General features: G+C 69.5%; 20 protein-coding genes. 4 read left to right on the top strand and 16 right to left on the bottom strand.

Going from position 1 to position 24833, the window contains the following annotated elements; all coding sequences use genetic code 11:
• Positions 1–147: 147 nt before the first annotated feature.
• The 11 genes from ispG to surE all read right to left on the bottom strand — a co-directional run bounded on the left by ispG (position 148) and on the right by surE (position 10967).
• Positions 148–1407, bottom strand: coding sequence for a flavodoxin-dependent (E)-4-hydroxy-3-methylbut-2-enyl-diphosphate synthase (gene ispG, locus AC07OC_RS16205; protein WP_218340302.1), 1260 nt, complete (start codon positions 1405–1407; stop codon positions 148–150).
• A gap of 20 nt (positions 1408–1427) precedes the next feature.
• The gene (locus tag AC07OC_RS16200) at positions 1428–2312 is read right to left on the bottom strand and encodes a helix-turn-helix domain-containing protein (RefSeq protein ID WP_255593097.1); all 885 of its coding nucleotides are present in this window, start codon (positions 2310–2312) and stop codon (positions 1428–1430) included.
• 19 nt (positions 2313–2331) lie between these two features.
• Complete coding sequence (gene pilW, locus AC07OC_RS16195; protein ID WP_218295357.1) at positions 2332–3165, bottom strand: type IV pilus biogenesis/stability protein PilW; 834 nt, start codon at positions 3163–3165, stop codon at positions 2332–2334.
• A 36-nt stretch (positions 3166–3201) separates the two neighbouring features.
• Positions 3202–4326, bottom strand: a complete 1125-nt coding sequence (rlmN, locus tag AC07OC_RS16190; RefSeq protein WP_218340260.1) for a dual-specificity RNA methyltransferase RlmN — start codon at positions 4324–4326, stop codon at positions 3202–3204.
• Positions 4327–4413: 87 nt separating this feature from the next.
• Entirely contained in the window at positions 4414–4839 is a 426-nt protein-coding gene (gene ndk / locus AC07OC_RS16185; protein ID WP_008905954.1) for a nucleoside-diphosphate kinase, read from the bottom strand.
• A 92-nt stretch (positions 4840–4931) separates the two neighbouring features.
• The gene (locus tag AC07OC_RS16180) at positions 4932–6533 is read right to left on the bottom strand and encodes a pseudouridine synthase (protein ID WP_218340259.1); all 1602 of its coding nucleotides are present in this window, start codon (positions 6531–6533) and stop codon (positions 4932–4934) included.
• Positions 6533–7285 carry an SMC-Scp complex subunit ScpB gene (gene scpB / locus AC07OC_RS16175; RefSeq protein WP_218295360.1) on the bottom strand — a complete coding sequence of 251 codons (753 nt, stop codon included), beginning with the start codon at positions 7283–7285 and terminating at the stop codon, positions 6533–6535. The genes AC07OC_RS16180 and scpB overlap by 1 nt, the downstream gene beginning before the upstream one ends.
• A 147-nt stretch (positions 7286–7432) precedes the next feature.
• Positions 7433–8440: an RluA family pseudouridine synthase gene (locus AC07OC_RS16170; protein WP_255591159.1), complete on the bottom strand. Its 1008-nt coding sequence runs from the start codon at positions 8438–8440 to the stop codon at positions 7433–7435.
• Positions 8441–8478: 38 nt separating this feature from the next.
• Positions 8479–9399 carry a peptidoglycan DD-metalloendopeptidase family protein gene (locus tag AC07OC_RS16165; RefSeq protein WP_218295361.1) on the bottom strand — a complete coding sequence of 307 codons (921 nt, stop codon included), beginning with the start codon at positions 9397–9399 and terminating at the stop codon, positions 8479–8481.
• Between the two features lie 12 nt (positions 9400–9411).
• On the bottom strand, positions 9412–10179 hold the full coding sequence (locus AC07OC_RS16160; RefSeq protein WP_218340258.1) for a protein-L-isoaspartate(D-aspartate) O-methyltransferase: 768 nt from the start codon (positions 10177–10179) through the stop codon (positions 9412–9414).
• Positions 10179–10967: a 5'/3'-nucleotidase SurE gene (surE, locus tag AC07OC_RS16155; protein ID WP_218295363.1), complete on the bottom strand. Its 789-nt coding sequence runs from the start codon at positions 10965–10967 to the stop codon at positions 10179–10181. Before surE ends, AC07OC_RS16160 begins: the two co-directional genes overlap by 1 nt.
• 146 nt (positions 10968–11113) lie before the next feature.
• On the opposite strand from surE, the gene AC07OC_RS16150 reads away from it, so the two are divergent.
• The 4 genes from AC07OC_RS16150 (at position 11114) to AC07OC_RS16135 (ending at position 17475) form a co-directional block, all read left to right on the top strand.
• Positions 11114–12088: an NADPH:quinone oxidoreductase family protein gene (locus tag AC07OC_RS16150; RefSeq protein WP_218295364.1), complete on the top strand. Its 975-nt coding sequence runs from the start codon at positions 11114–11116 to the stop codon at positions 12086–12088.
• A 106-nt stretch (positions 12089–12194) separates the two neighbouring features.
• The gene (locus AC07OC_RS16145; RefSeq protein WP_218295365.1) at positions 12195–13742 is read left to right on the top strand and encodes a GGDEF domain-containing protein; all 1548 of its coding nucleotides are present in this window, start codon (positions 12195–12197) and stop codon (positions 13740–13742) included.
• A 204-nt stretch (positions 13743–13946) separates the two neighbouring features.
• Complete coding sequence (locus tag AC07OC_RS16140) at positions 13947–15479, top strand: alkaline phosphatase D family protein (protein WP_218295366.1); 1533 nt, start codon at positions 13947–13949, stop codon at positions 15477–15479.
• A 157-nt stretch (positions 15480–15636) separates the two neighbouring features.
• Positions 15637–17475 (top strand): gamma-glutamyltransferase family protein, encoded by a 1839-nt coding sequence (locus tag AC07OC_RS16135; RefSeq protein ID WP_218295367.1) that lies wholly within the window; start codon positions 15637–15639, stop codon positions 17473–17475.
• A gap of 9 nt (positions 17476–17484) precedes the next feature.
• Here the strand turns inward: AC07OC_RS16135 and AC07OC_RS16130 are convergent, their stop codons facing one another.
• The 5 genes from AC07OC_RS16130 to AC07OC_RS16110 all read right to left on the bottom strand — a co-directional run bounded on the left by AC07OC_RS16130 (position 17485) and on the right by AC07OC_RS16110 (position 24768).
• A complete protein-coding gene (locus AC07OC_RS16130; protein WP_218295368.1) occupies positions 17485–21537 on the bottom strand; it encodes an IPTL-CTERM sorting domain-containing protein in 4053 nt (1350 codons plus the stop codon).
• 271 nt (positions 21538–21808) lie between these two features.
• A complete protein-coding gene (locus AC07OC_RS16125) occupies positions 21809–22378 on the bottom strand; it encodes an Ig domain-containing protein (RefSeq protein WP_218295369.1) in 570 nt (189 codons plus the stop codon).
• Between the two features lie 17 nt (positions 22379–22395).
• Positions 22396–23010, bottom strand: a complete 615-nt coding sequence (locus AC07OC_RS16120; RefSeq protein WP_494601732.1) for a phage tail protein — start codon at positions 23008–23010, stop codon at positions 22396–22398.
• 8 nt (positions 23011–23018) lie between these two features.
• Positions 23019–23621, bottom strand: coding sequence for a phage tail protein (locus tag AC07OC_RS16115; protein ID WP_255591122.1), 603 nt, complete (start codon positions 23619–23621; stop codon positions 23019–23021).
• Between the two features lie 22 nt (positions 23622–23643).
• Positions 23644–24768 (bottom strand): DUF8740 domain-containing protein, encoded by a 1125-nt coding sequence (locus tag AC07OC_RS16110; protein WP_494601731.1) that lies wholly within the window; start codon positions 24766–24768, stop codon positions 23644–23646.
• Between the last annotated feature and the right edge of the window lie 65 nt (positions 24769–24833).

Genomic DNA, 24833 nt, shown 5'->3' with positions numbered 1-24833 from the left:
CACGGCCACCAGCTTTTCCGGCTTGGGCGAGGTGGCGCTTTTTTCGTTACTCACAGCTGTTCTTTTCTTATCCAATTATTTTGAGAGAGCTTCCTTGCGGCCCCACTGCGGAGGCCAAGCAAGGGCTGTCGGCGCGGATGCAGCGGGTCAGGCGGCGGGAACCGCGGCACCGAAACGCTTTTCAATGTACTGCTCGACGATCTGATGGAACTCATTGGCAATGTTCTCGCCGCGCAGAGTCAGGGCCTTTTCGCCATCAATGAACACAGGGGCCGCAGGCGCCTCACCCGTACCGGGCAGGCTGATGCCGATGTCTGCGTGCTTGCTTTCGCCAGGACCGTTGACGATGCACCCCATCACGGCGACGCGCAGATTCTCGACGCCGGGATAACGAACCCGCCATACGGGCATCTGGGCACGCAGAAAATCGTCGATCTGCTTGGCCAGGTCCTGAAAGGTCGTGCTTGTGGTGCGGCCACAGCCCGGGCATGCCGTGACGCTGGGGACAAACATACGCAGACCCAACGCCTGCAATATCTCGGAGGCGACCACCACCTCCTGCGTGCGCGCCTCCCCGGGCTGGGGCGTCAGGGACACGCGAATGGTATCGCCGATGCCTTCTTGCAGCAGAACCGACAGCGCGGCTGCCGACGCCACCGTGCCCTTGGTTCCCATGCCCGCCTCCGTCAGCCCCAGATGCAGCGCATAGTCGCAGCGGCGTGCGAGCTCACGATAGACGGAAATCAGATCCTGCACTCCACTGACCTTGCACGACAGGATGATCTGATTGCCATCCAGCCCCATCTGCTCGGCCCGGCGGGCGGACTCGATGGCCGACGTGATGAGCGCCTCATACATGACCTGGCGCGCCTCCCAGGGCGAGGCCCGGCGGCTGTTGGCGTCCATCAGGTCCACCAGCAGATCCTGATCGAGACTGCCCCAATTCACCCCGATGCGCACCGCCTTGTTCCACCGCATGGCGGCATCGATCATCTGGCCAAACTGCCGGTCCCTCTTGTCACCCTTGCCGACATTGCCCGGATTGATGCGGTACTTGGACAGCGCCTGTGCGCAATCGGGAAAATCCGTGAGCAGCCGGTGCCCGTTGTAGTGAAAGTCCCCCACGAGCGGCACACTTTCCCCCATCCGGTCCAGCTGTTCCCGGATATAGGGCACCGCCGCCGCGGCCTCGGGGGTATTCACGGTAATCCGCACGAACTCCGAACCCGCCTGCGCCAGCTCCTTGACCTGTATGGCCGTGCCGATGGCATCCACCGTATCGGTATTTGTCATGGATTGCACGCGCACGGGCGCATCGCCGCCCACCGTCACGACACGGGATCCCCACACGATCCTGGCTTGGCGTGAGCGCCGAGGCAAAGGGGATGCAATCGCAATGGGCCCCATATCACCAGATACCTGTTCCACTATTTCACCTCGAAGCGAGCAACGTTTTCACGCGACACAGTCGTCAGGTCGAAAGGCTTTCCGCGCACGAAGACCTCCGTCACGTCCGCGCGTCCGATGACAACCGCCAAAGGCATCGACCCGGCGACCGACACCGACTCGCCCGCGACCAGATTGCGCTGCAGCGCTACCGCGCCTGCGGAGTCCCGCACCTGCACCCAGGATTCACTGCGCGCGCGCAGCACCAGCGCACCTGCGGGGGGTGCGGCTGCGCTGGCGGCCGCCACCGGGGCCGATGCAACACCATTGGCAGCCGCGGGCGCGGCTGCATCGGGGCGCCCCGCCGCAACTGGCGCGGGGCTCTCCGGCTTGCGCTCGGCAACGCCGGTCGGGGCACTCGATACTTCTGTGGGTGCGGGGCTGGCCTGAGGTTCCGCGATGACCGAAGGAGCGGCCGTCACCGGGGCAGGTGCCTGCGCTGTGCCCGTCGTGCTCGTCGCCCCGTCCTGCTGGCGGGGAAAGAAAACAAGGACGAGAGCTCCCACCAGCAGCGCCAGCACCACCAAGGTGACGGACCGCGAAGTGGATCCCGAAAAGGACCCCGAGGACGAAGACGACTTGCCAGAACCGCCCTTCACGGGAGCATTGAGACCGGCGCTGTCCGTGGCCAGACGCGGACTCTTGCTTTGCGGCAACAGCGACAGGACGGGCGCAGGATCGAGCTTGAGTGTCCTGCAGATGCTGGATGCCAGCGCCCGCACAAACACCGTATCAGGCAGCGCCTCGTAGTTGTCGGCCTCCAGCGCCTCCAGCTTGCTGACCGGCACCTTCAGCGCCACGGCCAAGGCGGCAATATGCATGCCGGATGCCTGCCGCGCTTCCCTGAGCAATCCACCCGCCGTCATTCCACCACTCTCCAGAACCTCACTCATTGAAAGCCCCACGCTCGTATGCCCCCAGTTCCCGCGAATCCGGGAAACGCTTGCGCAACTGTTCCGCCAGCTGCTTCATGGCCACGGAGTCACCCAGGCCACGCTCCACCTTGATTCCGAGCCACAGCGACTCGGAGTTGGCAAACTGGCTGTTGTTCAGCCGCCGGATATAGAACTGGGCGCGGGTCAGCTCGTTGCGCCGCAACAAAAGCGCAGCCAGGTGGTAGCCCACCACGGGGTTGGCGGCATCCAGTTCATAGGCCTTGAGCAGTGACTGCTCGGCTTCGGCGAACTGACCGGCCCCCGACTGGCAAAGCCCGCGTGCCATGAGTGTCTTGCTGCGCGCGGTGTAGGAAGGATTGGCCAGCGCCCGCCCGAATTGCTGGTCCGCTTCTGCGTACTTTTGCTGCTGGCAGAGCAACCAGCCGTAGTTGTGCAACAGGTTGGGATCGTTCCCCCTGAGCGCCAGCGCCCTGCGAAAACTGTCGTCCGCCTGCGCAAAATCGTTCAGCCGCATGTAGATGAGGCCGCGCAGGTTGAAGGCGTCGGAATACGTGGGATCGGCCGCCAGCGCCTGCTTGACTTCATCAAGCGCCACGGCGGTCTGGCCGTTCTCGAAATAGTTGGATGCAAGCTCCAGGCGGATGCGGGCACGGCGCCGCGTTTCAGGCTCATCGGACGGAGTGACCAATCCCGCATTGGTATCCACGGTGGACATGCTGTTGTTGGTCGCACACCCCTGCAGTACGGACATGCATGCGAGCACGCCACATGCCGTGAGTGTCCAGCGGCCAAGTTGCTGCCAGCTTCCAACCAATCCCACCATGTAGAGCCTCCTTGAAGTATGCCGATTGCTTGCTGATCAAGTCACCGGTTTGAGCACGATTGTCCGCTGCTTTGCCATGCGCTCGGCGGCCCGTGTGCGATCCTTGACATCTCCCGCGAGCTGGCCACAGGCCGCGTCGATATCATCTCCCCGGGTCTTGCGCACCGTTGTGACAATACCTGCATCGCTCAGGACCTTCGCAAATGCAACCACCTGATTTTGCGCAGATCGCAACAGCCCCGATGCGGGAAATGGATTGAAGGGAATGAGATTGAATTTGCAGCGCACCCCTGCGCCGCGGGCGGGCTTGACCAGTTCGATCAGCTGCTGCGCATGCTCCAGCTGGTCATTGACGCCATCGAGCATGCAGTATTCAAAAGTGATGAAATCACGCGGTGCGTGCGCCAGATAGCGGTTGCAGGCCTCCAGCAGCTCTTCGATCGGATACTTGCGATTGAGCGGTACCAGATTGTCCCGCAGCGGATCGTTGGGCGCATGCAAAGACACGGCCAGGGCCACCGGGCAATCCTGCGAGAGGCGGTCCATCATGGGGACCACGCCCGACGTGGATACCGTCACCCGCCGCCGCGACAGACCATACCCATGGTCATCGAGCATGACACGCAAGGCGGGCACGAGCGCCGAGTAGTTCTGCAGCGGCTCGCCCATCCCCATCATCACGACGTTCGAGATCACCCGATCTTCGGACTTGAGGCGTTTGCGCAAGGAATGCTCTGCAAACCACAACTGCGCGACGATCTCGCCCGTGGTCAGATTCCTGCTGAAACCCTGATGCCCCGTGGAGCAAAAGCGGCACCCCACGGCACAGCCGGCCTGGGAGGAAATACACAGCGTTCCGCGGTCATCCTCAGGAATGAAGACGGCTTCCACCGCATTGCCATCCCCCACGTCGAACAGCCACTTCACCGTGCCGTCCGAGGAAACATGCTCTGAGATGACCGGCAAGGCCTCGACGCGGGCGCAACCCCTGAGCTTGTCGCGCAGGGCCTTGGCCAGATCGCTCATGGCGTCAAAGTCACTGGCGCCGCGCTGGTGGATCCAGCGAAACAGCTGGGTGGCGCGAAACCGCTTTTCGCCCAGTTGCTGGCAGAAAGCAGCCAGGCCGTCGAGGTCAAATTCCAGCAGGTTGGTGGTGGTCATCGCGCCCTCCCAGTGACGGGCCGAGCGCGGTCGTCCCCATGGCGCAGGTGTCCCACGATTGCGGGAACAGGCATGGGGAGCACCATATCAGCGCGAGTAGATGTTCAGGCCGGGGAAGAAGAAGGCCACTTCTGCCTGGGCGGTTTCAGCTGCGTCGGAACCATGCACTGCATTGGCATCGATGCTGTCAGCGAAGTCGGCGCGGATGGTGCCGGCTTCTGCCTTCTTGGGGTCCGTGGCGCCCATGAGTTCGCGGTTCTTCAGAATCGCGTTTTCACCTTCCAGGGCCTGGATCATCACGGGGCCGGAGATCATGAAGTCCACCAGGTCCTTGAAGAAAGGACGCTCCTTGTGCACGGCGTAGAACTGCTCGGCTTCCAGGCGCGACAGGTGGGCCATGCGTGCAGCCACGACCTTGAGGCCGGCAGCTTCAAAGCGTGCATAGATCTGACCGATGACATTCTTCGCCACTGCGTCGGGCTTGATGATGGAGAGGGTGCGTTCGATTGCCATGTTGATTTCCTGAATGGATGATGTTGCTGTAATTCGTTTGCCCACTGGACAAAGCCCTCGATTCTAACCGGGCAGACCGGCGCAGCGTGCGCTCAGCGCCCGCTGCCCCCGCGGCGAGGGCCGCCTCCGCCGGGGCGCCGCTTGTCCTGGCGGTGCCGCGAGAGGCTGTCCATGCCGATATAGCCCACCGAGGTCTTCATCGGATCCGGCTGTGCCGCCCCGCGCTGGCGATCACCGCCGCCGGCATTGTTGCCGCGGGCCTGACCTTGTTGTCCATTGTCACGGCGGGATTTCTGGCCGCGGGGGCCGCCCGGCGCCCCCTGCGACATGTCGCGGCGCGGGCCGTCGCCCACGCGGGGCCCGTTGCGCCCCCGGTTGCGCTTGTTGCCGCCGCGCCCGCCCGCACCCGGCCCCTCTTCCAACCGGCCTTCGGCCGGAGCCTCCGGCCGTCCGGCACCGGCGGCCTGGACCAGGGCGCGGATGTCACTCTCATCGAGTTCCAGCCAGGCGCCGCGCTTGAGCCCGCGCGGCAGCACCATGGCGCCGTACCGGATACGGATCAGCCGGCTGACCGCATGTCCCACAGACTCCAGCATCCGGCGCACCTCGCGGTTGCGCCCTTCGGAAATGGTGACCCGGTACCAGCAGTTGGAGCCTTCGCCACCGCCATCCTCGATCGATCCAAAGGATGCCATGCCATCGTCCAGGCGCACGCCATCCAGCAGCTTCTGCTTTTCTTCGTTGCTCAAGGCGCCCAGCACCCGCACGGCGTACTCGCGCTCCAAGCCAAAACGCGGGTGCATGAGCTTGTTGGCAAGTTCGCCGGAACTGGTGAACAGCAGCAGGCCTTCGGTGTTCAGATCCAGGCGCCCGACAGACTGCCACTTGCCCTGCATGAGCCGGGGCAGCTTGCGAAAGACGGTGGGCCGGTTCTGGGGGTCGTCATGGGTCACCACTTCGCCCACCGGCTTGTGGTACGCGATCACGCGCGCGGGCGGCGGGTCGATCCGGTAGCGGATGGGCTTGCCGTTGACCTTGACCTGGTCTCCGAACTGGATGCGCTGTCCGATATGGGCAGGCTCGTTGTTCACGGAGATGCGCCCTTCCAGGATGAGCTGCTCCATCTCCAGCCGCGACCCCAGCCCCGCCTGGGCCAGCACCTTGTGAAGCTTGGGCGTTTCCACCTGGGGCAGCAATACGCGCTTGGAGGGAACGGCGTCGGCCGACGCATCATCCTCATCGAAGCGGCCCGACACCACATCCTCGAACTGATAGCCATCCACCGCCGGCGCCGCCTTGCGCCTGTCGCGCCCGGCACCTTCGGGGCGTTGGGGCGGCCTGCCGCCGGGCTGGCCCTGGTTCCTGCGGCCGCCCTGCCCTGGCTGGCCCACAGACTCAGAGCCTTCCGCATGCGCCGCCGCAGCCTCGGCCTCGGGCCCTGCAACCACCTGCGACGAGGAGAGCGCCTCGGGCGACAACTCCGCAGCTGTCACGGGCTCCACCTCAGAAACGGCCTCGGGGGCCGCCGAAGCGATGGCGTCGCCAGCAGCACTTTGCTCCTCGGCAACCACAGCCACCGGCACCGCCTTCTTGCGCGGGGCGCGCTTGGCAGCAGGTTTCTTCGGCGCCGCAGCCGCCTGCGCAGGCGCAGCCTCCGGCAGATCAGCCGGCATTTCGGGGGTCGAATCGTTCATCAAGTATTTCCCTGGATACCACCCGGGGTATCGGCATCGTCGTCGCGGAGATCCGTCTCCGCATTCTGAAAAAAGTCTTCCACGGGCAGCACCGCATCCGGCGCCGCGCCCGGTTCTGGCGGCTGTTGGCCCGGGCCGGGCTCCGATGGCGCAGCGACCAGCTCCGCTGCCGGTTCGGGCTCCGGCTCTATCACCCCTTGGGCGGCAGCGGCCATGGCCTCCAGGACATTGGCATTGCCGGTGGGGTCATCCAGCACCGGCAACTGGTCCAGCGACTGCAGCCCCATGTCATCCAGAAACTGCCGCGTGGTCGCAAACAGCGCCGGACGCCCCACCGTTTCCCGGTGGCCGATGACCTCGACCCAGCCCCTGTCTTCCAGCTGCTTGACGATCAGGCTGTTGACCGTCACCCCCCGGATGTCCTCGATATCACCCCGCGTCACAGGCTGGCGATACGCAATGATCGCCAAGGTTTCCATGGTGGCCCTCGAATAGCGCGGCGGCTTTTCGGGGTGCAGCCGGTCGAGGTACTCGCGCATCTCGGGCCGGCTCTGGAAACGCCAGCCCGTGGCCACCTGAACCAGCTCCACGCCACGCTGCGTCCATTCCAGCTGCAGCTCCTGCAGCAATACCTTGAGCGTGTCCGACCCCAGCGCGTCATGGAACAGCACCCGCAGCTCGCGCAAAGGCACAGGCTGCTGCGCGCAGATCAACGCAGTTTCGAGGACCCTTTTGGCATCCACCGTGTTCATGGTTCAGCGATTCCTGGAAAAGTGCCACGCGTTGCAACGGGTGTCACATCAACAGCAGGGGGCAATCAATGGCGCGCTGTGCAAGGGTGCTGGCGCGACGCAAGAGCCCGGCGGGATTCCGTCTTCGGGCTGGGGCCAGTCTGGCCGTCAGGGCGCATTGTAGCCCAGCCCCCATGACGAGAGGGCCTGGCAGATGTCCTGCGGCACCGGCGCCCGGAATTCCAGCGCCTCGCCGGTCACAGGGTGCGAGAAGGCCAGGCGGTAGGCATGCAGCGCCTGCCGCTGCAGGCTGCCGACCGGCGCGCCGCCATACAGGCCATCCCCCACCAACGGATGCCGCAAGGACGCCATGTGCACGCGGATCTGGTGCGTGCGGCCCGTATGCAGGGTGCATTGCACCCAGCAGCCCTCGTCCGCGCCAGCGAGCCACCGGATGTCGGTGCGCGCAAGCTTGCCCGCATGGGTCGCCAGGTCGACGACCGCCATGCGAAGGCGGTTGCGCGGATCCCGGCCAATGGGCGCTTCCACCGTGCGGATCTTGGGACCCGACCATGCGCCGTGGGCCATGGCCACGTACTGCCGCTGCACCTTGCGCTCGGCAATCAATGCGACCAGCGCGTCCATGGTGGCGCGGTCGCGGGCAATGACCATCAGCCCGCTGGTGTCCTTGTCGAGCCGGTGCACGATGCCCGCGCGCGGCACGGTCAGCGCCTTTTCGTCGCGGGCGAGCAGGCCGTTGAGCAAGGTGCCGCTCCAGTTCCCCGGCGCGGGGTGCACCACCAGGCCGGCGGGCTTGTTCACCACCAGCAGATGTGGATCCTCGAACACCACGTCGATGGACATGGACTCAGGCCGGAAGGCCTGGCTCTGCAGCGTGGGCCGCATTTCCAGCACCACCTGATCGCCCGCCTTCACGCGCGCTGCCGCCTTGGGAAGCGGCTTGCCATTGAGGCTTACCAGCCCCTGCGCCAGCAGTTGCTGCAGGTAGCTGCGGGAAAACTCGGGCACCAGATCGACCAGCGCCCGGTCCAGCCGCACGCCATGCTGTCCGGCCCCGATGTGCATGGAGCGAAGCTCGCTCCCGGACTCGTCCGCCAGCCCTTCCGACTCGTCGGCCAGCAGCTCATCCGCTGCCCCGGCCGATTCCCGCGCCATGCCCGTTGCGCCCATTGGCGGCGAAGCCACGGCGGAAATCAACGTGCAGGCAGGTAGCGCGACGGGTCGACGGGCTTGCCTTGCCGGCGGATTTCAAAGTGCAGCTTGACGCGGTCGGCGTCGGTGCTGCCCATCTCGGCAATTTTCTGCCCCTTGCGCACGGACTGGTCCTCCTTGACGAGCAGGGTCTGGTTGTGCGCGTACGCCGTCAGAAAGGTGTTGTTGTGCTTGAGGATGACCAGGTTGCCGTATCCGCGCAGCCCCGCGCCCGCATACACCACGCGGCCGTCGGCGGCGGCCAGGACGGGGTCTCCCGCCTTGCCAGCAATGTCGTATCCCTTGTTGCGCGCCTCGTCGAACCCGGCGATCAGCGAGCCCGGAGCGGGCCAGATGAATGCCATGTCGTCTTCCGCGGCGCCCGACGACGGTGTCGGCGTTGCCGGCGCGACGGCCACCACGGGGCCGGAGGCCGCCGAGGTGGCGGGCTTGGCCGCGCTGGCCGGGGGCACGGCCGCACTGGCGGGATTGGCGGGCGTCACCGTCGAGGAGGTCACCGGGCGGGTGACCACGCCGCTGTCGGCGGCCACGGCCTGCGAGGCGGGCGCGGGCGGCGCCACGCGCAGCACCTGGCCCACTTCGATCAGATTCGCGTTCTCGAGGTTGTTCCAGCGCGCAATGTCTTTCCAGCTCTGGCCCGACTCCAGGCCGATGCGAATGAGGGTATCTCCCGGCTTGACCGTGTAGTAGCCTGGTTTTCCGGCATTTTCCGCGCCGGGCAGCGGCTTGAGGGGTGTCCCCACCACCACGCCGGGCTGGGCCGCTGGCGGAGGCGCGGAGGACGAGGAGGATGTGCCCCGGTCTTCCACAGGAGCCTTGTTCAGCCGGGTGCCGCAACCGGTGAGCGCAAGCCCCGCCAGCGCCACGGTAAACCCAACCACAAGACCACGCGATACGAACATAAGCATTTCCCTTCAGGCAATCCCCGATTTTAGGGGGACAAAATGTACGGGCTCGAGCACGTTTTGTTTCAATCCGTGCGGGGTTTTGTCGATCACCAGCAACATCTGCTGCCCGCCTGCCACCGCCATGGGCGCCACCAGCCGCCCTCCGACCGCCAGCTGGTCGCACCACGCCTGCGGCACGGCATCCCCGCCCGCGGCGGCGATGATGGCCGCGTAAGGCGCGCCCTTGGCGTAGCCCAGCATGCCGTCCCCGAACAGCAAGTGGACATTGGCCAGGCGAAACGGGCGCAGGTTGTGGCGCGCCTTGTCGTGCAGGCCCCGCAGGCGCTCCAGGGTATAGACCTCGCGCGCCAGGTGGCTCAGCACGGCCGCCTGGTAGCCGCAGCCCGTGCCGATCTCCAGCACACGTCCCAATCCGCCCGGGCGCGCGCCTTCGGCGCCCAGCAGCAGCTCGCACATGCGGGCCACGACGTTCGGCTTGGAAATGGTCTGCCCAAGGCCAATCGGCAGGCTGGTGTCCTCATACGCCTGGTTGACCAGCGCGCTGTCGACAAAACGATGGCGCTCCACGGTGCCCATGGCGTGCAGCACCGCCGGCGACGTGATGCCTCCGGCCGCCAGCTTGTGCACCATGCGCGCGCGCACCGCCGCCGAATCCAGCCCCACCCCCACCGGCGCCGCCGCCGGCTGGCGCGCGGGCGGAGCGACCGGGGCGGGCCTGGCGGGAGAAGGTCCAGATCCTGGCAACCTGGCAGGGAATCCGGGGCGGCGCTGCATCACGGTCCCGGCGCCCCGGCCACGCCTGCCACAAGGCGGGACGCGGTCTGTGCCCAGTAGCCCAGGTTGTCGTGGTCCGTCAGGTCCACCTTCAGCGGAGTGATCGACACGTGGCCTTGCGCCGTGGCATGAAAATCCGTGCCTTCCGCATCGTCCTTGGCGGCCCCCGCGCTGCCGATCCAGTACATCGCCTCGCCCCGGGGGCTTTCCTGCACGATCACCCGCTCGGCCGCGTGGCGGCGCCCCAGCCGGCACAGCTTGAGGGGCTGCAGCGCCTCCAGCGGCATGTTGGGAATGTTCACATTCAGCAGCCATGGGGTCTCTGTCACGAGACGCTGGGCCCGCATCTGCGCGACGATCTCGCGCGCCTTGGCCGCGGCCGCCTCGATCTCGCCCCAGCCCTTGTCCACCTGCGAGAAGGCAATGGCGGGGATGCCGAACAGATACCCCTCCATCGCCGCGCCCACGGTGCCGGAATAGATGGTGTCGTCGCCCATGTTGGCGCCGTTGTTGATGCCCGACACCACCAGGTCGGGCCGGTAGCCCAGCAGGCCGGTGAGGGCGATGTGCACACAGTCGGCGGGCGTGCCGTTCACGTAGCGGAAGCCGTTGTGCGCCTGGTGCACGTACAGCGGCGAATGCAGGGTGAGCGCATTGGACTTGGCGCTGTTGTTGTGCTCTGGCGCGACCACCTCGACCTCCACCCCGTCGAGGGTCTTGAGCGCATCGTGCAGCGCCACGATGCCGGGAGCCTGGTAGCCGTCGTCGTTGGAAATCAGAATTTTCATGGTTGCAGAAGGGGTTGCAACGGATTGTAGGTGGCGTGCCCCGGGCCCTGCCCTGCGCAACGCAGGCGCAAGCCGTCGCTCGTGGGACATCGCGCCCCGGCAGGCCCCGCCTATCATGCGTCCCACATTGACAGGAGACTTTTCCCATGCACGCTTGGCTTTGCACCAACCCCGTCGGCGTCGACGCCCTGGCCTGGACCGAACTGCCCACGCCCACGCCCAAGGCGGGCGAGGTGCTCATCGAGATCAAGGCAGCCAGCCTGAACTTCCCCGACCTGCTCATCGTGCAGAACAAATACCAGATGAAGCCGCCACTGCCCTTCGTGCCCGGCTCTGAATACGCGGGCGTCGTGGCCGCCGTGGGCGACGGCGTGACGCATCTGAAAGTGGGCCAGAACGTGGCCTGCCTGTCGGGCACGGGCGGCTTCGGCACCCACACGATCGCGCCCGCGGCGCTGTGCATGCCCCTGCCCGACGGCTTCTCGCACGTGGATGCTGCAGCCTTCATCATGATCTACGCCACGTCGTACCACGCGCTGGTGGACCGCGCCCAGCTCAAGGCCGGCGAAACGGTGCTGGTGCTCGGCGCCGCCGGCGGCGTGGGCACCTCGGCCATCCAGATCGCCAAGGCCATGGGCGCACGCGTGATCGCTGCCGCCTCCACCGACGAGAAATGCACGCTGTGCACCTCCATCGGGGCGGACGCCACCATCAACTACAGCAAGGACAACCTGCGCGAATCCATCAAGGCGCTCACCGACGGCAAGGGCCCGGACGTGATCTACGACCCGGTGGGCGGCGATTTCGCCGAGCCCGCGTTCCGCTCCATCGCCTGGCGCGGCCGCTACCTGGTGGTGGGGTTTGCCTCCGGCCCCATCCCGGCCCTGCCCTTCAACCTCGCGCTGCTCAAGGGTGCCTCCATCGTGGGCGTGTTCTGGGGCGACTTCGCCAAGCGCGAACCCAAGGCCAATGCCGCCATGATGGGCGAGCTGGCGCAGTGGTATGCCCAGGGCAAGATCAAGCCCGTGATCGACCGCACCATGCCCATGGCCGAGCTGCCCGCCGCCTATGCGCACATGGGTTCGCGGGGCGTGATGGGCAAGCTGGTGATGGTGAACTGAGCCTGTGGCCCGCCGGGCGCGCCGCCCGGCTTCATCCAGGCCCCGGGAATCCGGCCGCTGTGTCACACTCGCGCATCCTGCTTCTCCCTGACACTGGTGTCCGCACATGGCCGACCGACCACCTTCCGAAATCGCGCGCGAGACGCTCAAGCAGCTGGCCACCCGGCGCCTTCCCCCGACGCCCGACAACTATCTGGCGCTGTATGACGAGATCGCAGGAGTCCGCAGCCCGCAGCCATTTCCCGAAGGCCCCCTGCAGCACATCCTGAGGGTGCTGCCGGGGCAGACGCCCGCACAGAAGCGCCTGCTGGGCCAATTCGAACGCGCCGTCAACAACAAAGACTGGACTTCGCTACAAAGTGTGCTGGTGGGCTACGCCAACCTGGGCCTGAACCCCGCCACGGCGGCATCGGCGCCGGTGGAGCCGGCCCCCGGGGCCGCGGCCACTGCCTCGCCAGGCATCCTGCCGGACGAGTTTGCGCAGATGCTGGCGCGCCTCATCGACAACACGCTGCCCGCGCTTGGTGAAGACGATGCCCGCGTGATCGACATGGCGCAGCAGCTCATCACCTTCCTGAAGGAGCCCGCGCCCCCCATCTCCACGGTGCAGCTCATGCTGGGCAACTTCACCTACAGGCTGTCGTTCGCCACCGAGGAGCAGGCCTCCATCCGCGCCAGCCTGCTGGAGCTGCTGCACATGGTGTTCGAGAACATCGCCGTGCTCAGCCTGGAAGACCGCTGGCTGCACGGCCAGGCCGAGGCGCTCATGGCCGCGTCCACGCCGCCGCTCACGCTGCGCCGGCTGGACGACGTGCAGCGCCGGCTCAAGGACGTGATCTTCAAGCAGGCCGAGGCCAAGGCCCGCACGGTCGAGGCCCAGGAGCAGATGAAGGACATGCTGGCCACGTTCATCGAACGGCTGGCCCGGATCACGGCGTCCAGCACCACCTACCAGGGCACGATGGCACGGTGCGCCGACCTGATCGGCAAGGCCAACACGCTGGAGGAGATCGCCCCCGTGCTGCACGAGGTGATGACCGCCACCCGCGCGATGGCGCTGGACAGCCGCGTCACGCACGACGAGCTCCATGAGCTGCGCGAGCGCACCGAAGCCAAGCGCGCCGAAGTGGCCAAGCTGCAGGAAGAGCTCGACCGCGCCAGCCAGCAGGCCCGGCACGACCCGCTCACCGGCTCGCTCAACCGCAAGGGCCTGGACGAGGCCATCGAGCGCGAAATCGCGCGTGCGCGCCGCCTGGGGTCTCCGCTGTGCCTCTCGCTGCTCGACGTGGACAACTTCAAGACCATCAACGACCGACTGGGGCATTCCGGCGGCGATGCGGCGCTGGTGCACCTGGCGCAGGTCACGCGCGAGGTCATGCGCCCCCAGGATCTGCTGGCACGCTACGGCGGCGAGGAATTCGTGCTGGTGCTGCCGGACACCCCCGTGGAAAGCGGCGTGGCCGCCATGACGCGGCTGCAGCGGGAGCTCACGACACGCTTCTTCCTGCAGGGCTCCGAGAAGGTGCTCATCACCTTCAGCGCCGGGGTCGCCCAGCTGCACGACAGCGAAGACAGCGCGGACACCATCCGCCGCGCCGACCAGGCCATGTACCTGGCCAAGCGCTCGGGCAAGAACCGCGTGATGGCGGCATGAAAGGAAGCCCCCCTGTGTCGCCTTCGGCGCCTTCCCCCGGACGGGGACGCCGCCAGCGCACGCAAGCGAAGCGCCGCATCCGCAGCTTGGCGGCCCTTGCGCGGCGGCCGCTGGCCTGGGCTGCGCCAGTTTTGAGCGCAGCGCACTAAGGCGCACCCTGCAGTGCCCCCAGAGCAAAGACGGTCCTTTCTGCGGCGCGCAGCCATGGCTGCCGCTGCCACCAGCCTGCCCCATTGGGCTTGGAGCAACCCGCCGTCGCTGCACGCCAATCCGTTCGCGCTGGGCGTGGCCAGTGGAGACCCGGCGCCCGACGGCGTGGTGCTGTGGACGCGGCTGGTGATGGCCGATGCGGCGCAGGTGCAGGCCGCCCACACCGTGCGGTGGGAGGTGGCGCACGATGCGCGCTTTGCGAAGATCGTGCAAAAGGGCGAGGCGCCTGCCCTGCCGCAGCTCGGCCACAGCGTGCATGTGGAGCTGCGCGGCCTAGCCCCGGACCGTTGGTACCACTACCGCTTCATGCTGGGCGATGCGGTGAGCACGGTGGGCCGCACGCGCACGGCCCCCGCACCGGGCGACCTGCCTGGCGCGTTGCGCGTGGGATTTGCCTCCTGCCAGCGCTGGGAGCACGGCCACTACGCCGCATGGCGCCACCTGGCGGCCGACCAGCCCGACCTGGTGCTGTTCCTGGGCGACTACATCTACGAGTACGCCACGCCCAGGAACACGGCCGACCTGGCGCGCACCCACAGCCTCCAGCTGGCCACCACGCTGGCCGACTACCGAGACCGGTACGCGCTGCACAAGAGCGACCCGGCCCTGCAGGCCGCCCACGCCGCCTGCCCCTGGGCCGTGACCTGGGACGACCACGAGGTGCAGAACGACTACGCCGCCGGAGCGGGCCGGGGTGACGCCACCGGCTTTGCGGCGATGCGTGGCGCCGCATGGCAGGCCTTCTACGAGAACATGCCGCTGCGCGCGGCCAGCCTGAACCGGCCCTTCCCCGACACCCGGTGGGACGCACTGCAGGTCTACCGCCGGCTGCGCTGGGGCCGGCTGGCCCACATCCACCTGCTGGACGGCCGCCAGTACCGCACCTGGCAGGCCTGCCGCACACCGGAATCCGCCAGCGCAGGCGCAGTGCGCGGCGGCCAGTGCGCCGACCTGGGCGACCCCGCCCGCAGCTTTCTGGGCGCGGCGCAGGAGCAGTGGCTCGACGCCGGCCTGGCCAGCGACGCGGCCACCCGCGACACCACGCGCTGGAGCGTGGTCGCGCAGCAGACGCTGTTCTCGCCGCGCCACTACCCCTCGGGCATGGTGTCCACCGACAGCTGGGACGGTTACCCCGCAGGCCGCGCACGCCTGCTGCAATCGGTGGCCCGCCACGCGCCCCGCAACACCGTACTGCTGGGCGGCGACATCCACCAGAACTACGTGTGCCGCGTGCACGCCGACGCGGACCGCCCCGGCTCGCCCGTCATCGCCAGCGAGTTCTGCGGCACCTCCATCAGCTCGCGCTCGGGCACCACGCAGGACAAGGTGGACGCCGTGGCGCGGCACAACCCCCACGTGCTGCTGGCCCGCTGCGACCTGCGCGGCTACGGCCTGGCGGACATCACGCCCGAGCGCTGGACCACCACCCTGCGCGCGGTGGACGACCCGATGCGCGCGGACAGCGGCGCCAGCACCCTGGCCCGGTTCGTGGTTCAGGACGGCCGCGCGGGGCCCGTGCCGGCGTGAATGCTCATTTTTTGATAGCTTTCAGCGCTTATCCAGAAAGCGAAAGGGCCGCAAAAGACCTCAGACCGTGCGCCTGTAGCGCAATGTAACGCCAAGCCCCCGCGCAGGCTGGGCACCGTACGATGGCCGCTTCTTGCTTGCCACGAAGGAGAAGCCCATGTCCCCCATCGTCTCGCCGGCCCCGGCATCCCCCCGCAGCTTGCGCCCTGGCCTGATCACCTGCGCCGCGCTCGCCGCACTGCTGGCCGGCTGCGCCAGCGCCCCCTCGCCGTTCGCCTACACCGTGCCGGCCCAGCCCGAAGGCTCCTCGGGCTACACCGAAAAACCCGGCTGGGCCACCGAGAAATTCGCCGTGGCCGCCGCCAACCCGCTGGCCACCGACGCGGGCTACCAGATCCTCAAGGCCGGGGGCTCGGCCGTGGACGCGGCCATCGCGGTGCAGATGGTGCTGACCCTGGTCGAGCCGCAGTCCAGCGGCATCGGCGGCGGCGCCTTCCTGCTGCACAGCAGCGGCAAGGTGGTGGAGGCCTATGACGGGCGCGAGACCGCGCCCGCCGCCGCCGACGAAAAACTCTTCCTCGGCGCCGACGGCAAACCCGTGCCGTTTTACGACGGCGTGGTGGGCGGCCGCTCGGTCGGCGTGCCCGGCACCGTGCGCATGCTGGAGCTGGCACACAAGCAGCACGGCAAACTGCCCTGGGCCACACTGTTCCAGCCCGCCATCACCCTGGCCGAGGGCGGCTTCAAAATCAGCGCACGGCTTAACACCCTGGTGGCGGCGGACCCGCACCTCAAAAAGGACCCGGTGGCCGCCGCCTACTTCTACAAAGCCGATGGCGATGCCCGCGATGTGGGCGTGAACCTGCGCAACCCCGAACTGGCCGCGGTGCTGCGCCGCATCGCCGCCGAAGGCAGCAAGGCCCTGCACGAGGGCGAGATCGCCCAGGCCATCGTCGACAAGGTGCAAAAGCACCCCACCAACCCCGGCAAGCTCAGCCTGGCCGACCTGGCCGGCTACCAGCCCAAAAAGCGCGAGGCGCTGTGCCACGACTACCAGGTCGCCAGCAAGGACTTCCGCGTCTGCGGCTTTCCGCCGCCCAGCTCGGGCGCCATCGCCATCGGGCAGATCCTGGGCATCCTCAAGAACACCGACGCGGCCGCCAAGCCGCTGCAGGACGGTATCCCCTCGGCCGACTGGCTGCACCTGTACACCGAGGCCGCGCGCCTGGCCTTTGCCGACCGCGCGCAGTACGTGGCAGACCCGGACTTCGTGCAGCCTCCCGCCGGCAGTTGGAGCAGCCTGCTCGCCCCCGCCTACCTGGCCGAACGCGCCAAGCTCATCGGCGCACAGAGCATGAAGGTCGCGCAGCCCGGCAACCCCGGCGCGGTGAAGGCCAGCTACGCGCCCATGCCCGACCAGCCCGAGTACGGCACCAGCCACATCAGCATCGTCGACGCGTTCGGCAACGCGGTGGCCATGACCACCACCATCGAAGACCAGTTCGGCGCGCGGCAAATGGTCAAGGGCTTTTTGCTCAACAACGAGCTCACCGACTTCAGCTTCGCGCCCGCCGATGCCCAGGGCCAGCCCATCGCCAACCGCGTGCAGCCCGGCAAGCGCCCGCGCTCGTCCATGGCGCCCACGCTGGTGTTCGACAAGGCCACCGGCGAGTTGCTGATGAGCGGCGGCAGCCCCGGCGGCGCGGCCATCATCCACTACACGGCCAAGACGCTGTACGGCGTCTTCCACTGGGGCCTGATGCCCCAGCAGGCCATCAACCTGCCCAACTTCGGCTCCATGAACGGGCCCACGCTGCTGGAGGAAAAGCGCTTCCCGCCCGCCACGGTGGAGGCCCTGCGCGCACGCGGCGCCGAGGTGCGCGAGATGAACATGACCAGCGGCCTGCAGGCCATCACCCTGGGCAACGCCCACGGCAAGAAGCTCTGGATGGGCGGCGCCGACCCGCGGCGCGAGGGCGTGGTGATGGGGGACTGAGCCCCGCGCTCACCGTGCCGCCCGCCGCCGGCCGGCCCCCGCCAGGGCCGCCACACCGGCCGCCAGCAGCAGCAGGGCCCAGGGCGACAGCGTGGGCACGGCCGTCGCGCCGGACACCATGGGCACGCCGGGGCCTCCCGCATCCTGCACCGCACCGTTGGGCCCCAGGGCAAAGTCATCGTCGCCCAGGCCCCCATCAGTGATGCTGAACCGCACCGTGTTTCCGCTGATGGTGGCGGGCAGCTCGTACCAGTGCGCAGCCGCGTTGCCGGGCGTGGGGCCCCACTTCCAATAGCGCGTGCCGGGCGGCAGCGGCGCGGGATAGGTGATGGTGAAGTGCAGCGTGGCCCCTGCCGCGCACCCGGCGGTGGCGAAATCGAACAGCCCGTGCGGAAAGGCCACGCCCGTGGGCGCCGCCGGCGCCACGCTGGCGGCGGGAACGAACCTGCTGGCGGCAAAGCCGCAGCCGGCCCCGCCGCCCGAAAAACCCGCCGTGACGGCGCCGCCCGGCCCCTCGCCCGTGAACTGGGTGGCGGCGGCCGGACGCACCACGCGCACCACGTACGACAGCGTGGCACCGCTCTGCGCCGTGACCAGCACCGTGACCGGGTTGTCGCCCACGGCCAGCGCGATGGGCGCCGACGCGCTGCCGCGCGCCACCAGCGCGCCGTTGACCCGCACGCTGGCCGTGGGCTCGGCCGCCAGGGGCGTCAGCGTGATGGACGCCACCGCGTGGTCCACGCTCGCCGTGTACTGCAGGGTGCCGGCATCGAACGCCGGGCCCAGGCTGCCCGCGGACAGCGTGAGCGCGCCCAGCAGGGCATTCGCGCTGGGCACGGGGCGCGTGGCGGAGAAGGTGTAGGTGGCCGTGCCGCCATCGCGCGCCAGCACGCTCACCGTGACGACCGCGCTGCCGCCGGCGGGCACCGCGACGGGCGCCGATGCGCTGCCGCTGGCCACCGGCACGCCGTTGACGCGCACCTCGGCGGTGCCGAAGGCCAGCCAGGGCGTGAGCGTGAAGTCCGGGCCGCCCACGGGCAACTGCACGGCATAGGCGGTGACGGCGCCCGAGAACGCCGGGCTCAGCGTGCCGCTGGACGGCACCACCTGGGCCAGGTCGGGCGCGGTGTTGCGCAGCACCCTCAGCCCCTCCCCCCGGTTCGACAGCGCGTTCATCACCAGGTCGGGCTTGCCGTCGCCGTCGAGGTCGGCCATCGCCATGCGCGAGGGCAGCCACGGAACGTAATGCAGCTGCGGCGCCGCCAGGCTGCCATCGCCCTGCCCCGCCAGGATGGCGACATTGAAGGCGCCGCCGTTGCCGTTGAGCACGGCGACGTCGGGATGTCCGTCGCCGTTGAAATCGCCCACCACCACGTCCTGCGGCACCTCCTGGCCGATCATGGGCCCCAGGCCGCTGGCGAAGCGCACGGGGTTCTCGAAGCTGCCGTCCGGGCGGCCCCGCAGCACGAACACCGTGCTCACGCCGTTCACCGACACGGCGACGACGAGGTCATCGCGCCCGTCGCCGTCGAGGTCGCCCACGCGCGGAACCGCCCCGCCCATGGGCACGCCCAGCGTCCCGTCGAAAGGCGCGCCGAAACCGCCCAGGGGCAGGCCCGGCAGCAGTTGCAGCGCACCGTCGCCGCTGGCCAGCACCAGGTCGATCCGCCCATCGCCATTGAAATCCCCGCCGACGACGTACCGCACCCAGCCCAGGCTCCCCACCGGCTGCGCGTCCGCGAAGCGGCCGCCGCCCAGGCCGCGCTGCACGGCAGCGCCGTTCGCGCCGGGCGACACGAGATCGGGGCGGCCATCGCCGTCCACGTCCAGCGCCGCGACGCCCGCGGCCGCCGCGGGCGGCCAGGCCAGCGGGGGCGACAGCGCACTGAAGCGCCCATCGCCCAGGCCCGAGGCCAGCTGGGCGTGGCTGCCATCCACCGCCATCGCGTCCAGCCAGCCGTCGCCCTGGAAGTCGCCCAGTGCCAGCAGGAAACCGTCGCCCAACCCCACCGGCGACCACTGCGCGGCGGCGAAGGTGCCATCGCCCCGGCCCGCGAGAAGCGCGATGTCCCGCCGGACCAGGCTCACCGCGGCGATGTCCACATGCCCATCGCCATCCACGTCGCCCACCGCGAGCGTCACGGCCTGCGTGCCCTCCAGCGGCAACGACAGCGGCGCGGCGAAGGCCGTCGGGTTGTGCGCGAGCGGCACCGCCTGCGGCGCCTGGCGCGTGATGGAAACCAGGTAGGTGCGCTGCACCATGCCGTCGCTGGACATGACCTGCACCGGCACGGTGTTGGGCCCCGGCGCCAGCGCCACGGTGGCGGCATGGCCGCTGCGCAGCATCTGCCCGCCGACGCGGGCCGTGGCCTCGGCATCGGGCAGCGCCAGCCCCACCCGCACGGAGGCCATCACGAAAGGCACGCTGGCGCTGTAGGCCAGCACGTCCGGGTCGAACGCGGGGCTGAGGCTGCCGCCCGACAGCGTCAGCCCGGCCAGCGCCGCGTCGGTGCGTCCGCGCAGCACGTCCAGCGTGTAGCTGCCGGTCTGCAGGCCGTCGGTGCTGGTGACCTGGATGGTGATGGCGTTGTGGCCGGGCTGCAGGGGAATCGGCGCCGAGGCCTCTCCCGGCACCACCGGACCACCATGGACGAGGATGGTGGCCGTCGCATCCTCCGCCGTGGGCGTGACCGTGAGCGTGGAGGCATCGCTGGCGGCCCGCACGGTGTAGGCGGCGATTGCGGGATGGAACGACGGCCAGGGCGTGCCGCTGGACAGCGCCAGCCCCAGCAGCCTGGCGCTGTTCACGAGGCTGGCACGCACCACGCGCAGCGTGTACGTGCGCTGCGTGGCGCCGTCCTGCGCCGTGGCCCGAACGGCGATGGTGTTGGTGCCGGGCGCGAGCGGCACGCTCACGCCGCCCCCGGCCGCCACGGGCGCGCCGTTGACCGTGACCGACGCCCCGGCGAAGGCGGGGGTGGGCGTGACGGTCACCGCGCTGACGGTGCCGGCCACCGATGCGGTGTAGAGCATCACGTCCGGATCGAACGCCGGGCTCGGCGTGCCCGCCGACAGGGCCAGCGCCGCCAGCCGGGCGTTGGTGTCGGGCGCGGCGCGGGCCACGGTCACGGTGTAGGTCCTGGTGGCCAAGCCGTCCTCCGACTGCACGCCGACGGCGATCGCCGTGGCGGCCCCCGCCTGCAGCGCCACGGAATGCGGCACGCCCGCCGCCAAGGACGCCCCGTTGACGGTGAGGGTGGCGGTGGATGCAGCTGGCGACGCCGTGAGCGACACCGCCGTGGTGGCATAGGGCACCGTGGCGCTGTAGCCCGTCACGGCGCTGTCGAAGGCCGGACTGAGCGCGGCGCCGGACAGGGCGAGGCTGTCCAGGTCGGCGCTGGCGCTGGCCAGCCGCGTGATGGCCAGATCGAAGGTGCGGGTGGTGCCGTCCTGAGCCACGGACTGCACCGTCACCGTGTTCGCGCCCAGGGCCAGCGGGATGGCCGGCGATGCGCTGCCGCTGGCCACCGGCTGGCCGTTGACCGTGAGGCCGGGGCAGTCCGCCGCCGTGGCGACCACCGCCACGGACCGGTCGCGCACGGTGGCGCTGTAGCTGTGCGTGGCCGGATCGAACGGCGGGGAGAGCGTGCCCGCCGACAGCGCCAGGGCGGCCAGCTCGGCGTTGGCGCCCGGCCCCTCGCGCTCGATCTGCAGCGTGTAGAAGGCCCTGGCGGTGTAGTCGAACGACAGGGGCCGCTCCACCGCCAGCTCCACCGTGTTGGCGCCAAACGCCAGGGGGACGGACAGCGCGCCCTCCGTCTCGCCGCCGAACAGGTGGAGCGTCTGCCCCAGGGCCCGCACGGTATAGGGCTGGTAGTTGGGCTGCCAGGCCCGCACCGCGATGCTCTGCGGCGCGCAATGGCCAATGCGGATGCCCGGCACCGCCACCCGCAGCGGGTCGTCGGTAAGATCCCCCAGCGGGTAAACCGCGGCGACACCGCCCACCGCGATGGAGGCCAACTGCGCGTAATTGGTGAAGCCGGGTTCCGGGTCATCGGCCACCGCCCCTCCACAGGCACACGCCAGCAGACAACCCAGCACCCACCGGCGCATCCGCAACCCCGCCTTCCAACCGCCCATATCCCCTCCCCCTTCAGCCGCTGCACGGCACCGTGTTGGGCCGCGATTGTTCGCAGGCAGCGTTGACGCAGCGTTGAACGCCCGCCGCCCTGGCGGGTGCACGCGGGAGCGCAGGCACCGGTCCGTGCATGTTTTGCTATATTTTTAATAGCTTCCAGCGCTTTGCGGTAAAGCGCTGCAGCCCAAAATGGTATCAATCCTTGCGCTGACGGCGGCGTGCGGTGGCCGCGCCCCCGGCCATCAGCAGCGCCAGCAACGTGCCCGCCCACGGGCCGCCCAGCGGTACGGCGACCGGGGTCGCGGGCCCGCCTGGACCGGGCGCGGCGGCCACCGAGAACACATAGGTCACCGTGGCCGTCTGCGCCGCGGCGTCCGTGACCTGCACCGAAAAGCCGTAGTGGCCCGCCGCCGTGGGGGCGCCCGACAGCAGGCCTCCCGCGGACAGGGACATGCCCGCCGGCAGGCTGCTTCCGGCCGCCAGGGCGTAGGTGTAGGGCGGCGTGCCCCCCGTGGCCGACAGGCTCTGGCTGTAGGCCATGCCCGCCACGCCCCCGGGCAGGCTGCCCCCCGTGAGCACCGGCGTGCTGGCCAGAGGAATGACGGCGCCGCTGTGCAGCACCACGCCGCCGCCCGACGACAGGCCCGCCACGGCCTGCCCCGCGATGGCGCCGGCCTGGGCCGCTGCGGGCGGCGCCCCCAGGGCGCCAGCCAGCAGGGCGAGCGCAGCAGCCGCGCGGCCCGAGGAGAGAAGAAAGGATGGCATGCCGCGCTCCCTGCCCGCTAGTTCCGCGTGGGGTACGTGCCCCCCACGCAGATGATGTAGTTCAGCGCCAGCGACGGCGGCAGCCTCTCGAACGGCTGGGTGGAGCCCGCGCTCCCCACCGACGTGGGCGCCAGCCGGGTGTCGGGCGCGACCGCCGCGAAGGCGCCCGCCTCCGGCACCGCGGCCAGCGCCATGCCGGCAGCGGGCGTGGCGCTGGTGGCCGCGCCGCCCGCCGCCGCCACCGCCACCGCGTGGCTGTGGGGCGGCAGGTTCCAGTGCTGAAGCCACATCTGCTCGTCGCCCCGGCGCGTGCCTTCGACGACGTCGGTGGCCAGCCCCAGTCCCTGGCCCGTGCCCACCGGGATCCGGCTGCCCAGATGGGGCAGGTTGAAGTGGGTCATGCCGTCGCCGCCCCAGGTGGTGCCCAGCACCGAGAAAAGCGCGTTGTGGTCGGTGATGCTCAGGGCCTGGCCGTTGGCGAGCATCCAGCCCACCGGCGCGTAGTCGCCCGCGAACAGCCGCACATCGCCCAGCAGGCAGTTGCCGGCCACCTGCGCGCCGGTGCCGGCGCATGCCAGCAGGCCCGTGCCGGCCAGCAGGAGCTGGCCCAGCCGTGTTCGCCGTGTTTGCATGGCGGTGCTCACGGCCGGACGGGGAAGTCACCCGCGGTGCAGATGATGTAGTTCATGCCCAGGCTCGGCGGCAGGATCAGGAACGCCTGTCCGTTGCCGGCGGACGCCACGCTGGTGGCGGCCAGCTGCACCGACGGCGACGCGGCGGCATACAGCCCCGCGTTCTGCGCCACGGCCAACACCTTGTCGCTGCCGGGGGTGCCCGTGGTGGCCGGGGCATTGCTGGCCACGTTCAGGGCGTGGATGTGCAGGGGCATCTGGCCGGTGGTCAGCGTGTGCGTCTCAGCGCCCCACTGGTCCCCCAGCGCGCGGTAGGTCAGTCCGAACCCTTGCCCCTCGCCGACCGCCACGCGCCCGCGCAGGTCCGGCAGGGCGAAGGTGGAGGATCCGTTGCCGCCGTAGGTGGTGCCCAGGATGCTGAACAGCGCTGCCGTCTGGGCGTTGAGGGCCAGCATCTGCCCCTGCGCCAGGGCCCAGTTGCGGGGCGCAAAGTTGCCGGCGAACAGGCGCAGCTCACCCATCATGCATTCCTGCTGCGCCATCACGGGCGATGCGCCGGCGGCCAGGGCGGCCGCCAGGGCCAGGGAAGCAAAAGCGTGGTTCTTCTTCATGGCATGTCGTTCTCTTGATGCATCACTGCGCGGCGATGAAGCACACCGGCTGCGCCGTCTCGGCGCTGTCGAGCCAGCCCAGCGCCAGCGTGACCGCGCCGGCCGCCTTGGCCACCGGGTGCACGGCGCGCGCGCGGCCCGTGGGCGCGGCCCGCGCGTCCAGCACCAGCGTGTAGCCGGCGCTGGCGAAGGCGGTGGTGAAGGTGATCTGGTGCTGGCCGGTGCCGCCGTCGTAGGCCACGGTGTAGCCCGTGCCGCTACCGGCCTGCCCCACGCTGAAGCAGCCGTGCACCAGGTTGCCGGCGCCGCCGCCGGCCGGGCCGGCGGGGCCCTGCGGCCCGGCGGGCCCCTGCGGACCCTGGGCGCCGTTGCAGACGTAGGCGGTGGCGGAGATCTCGCCCGCGTCCAGCACGCCGTTGCTGTTCGCATCGCTGCCACCCTGCACCCGCGTGCCGCCGGTGGCGCAGTTGGCGCCAACAGCCTCGGCGGCGGTGGCGATGAGCGCCCGCGCGCCCGCCGCGCCGGTGGGACCGGCCGGGCCGATGGGGCCGATGGGGCCGATGGGGCCGATGGGGCCGATGGGGCCGATGGGCCCGGCCGCGCCCGCCGGCCCCTGCGGGCCGGTGGCCGCGCCGCAGGCCCAGCCAGTGGCCGTCTGCAGCAGCGTCTCGCCCACGGCGCACACCTGGCCGATCTTGGCGGCGGTGACCGCGCCGTCGGCGACGGTCTTCGCGCTCAGGGCATAGGGCGCGCTGGACAGGGGCATGCGCGGCGCCAGCTCGGCGGCGCCGTTCACGCTCACGCCCAGGTAATACGGCTGGTCGAACGGCAAGGCCAGCGGGGCGATGCTGCCCAGCTGCACGCTGAAGACGCCGGTCGCCAGTGCCACCGCCGGATGGGTCTCCTCCCACAGCGCCGAGCCGCCCGTGGCCGCATCGTAGAGTCGGAACTGCAATTGCACGGGCCCCGCCAGCGGCCCGCCACCAGGCTGGGTGAGCTGCCCCTGGTAGCTGACGGAGGCGGGCACCGCCGCATGGCTGCCTTGCGCCGCCAGCCCCCAGCCCAGCGCCAGGGCCATGGCAGCGGCACGCACGGTGCCACGCCATGGGTACGCCGCCTCGGCCTTCTTCGCTGCATTCACGACCATCCCGCCTCCTCCCTGTTACGCCGCGCCGCGGCACCTTGGACAAGGGGCGGATTGTGGAAAGCAGG

The sequence above is a fragment of the Acidovorax sp. GW821-FHT10E04 genome, assembly GCF_059415185.1.
This window is presented reverse-complemented; position numbering and strand designations above follow the sequence as displayed.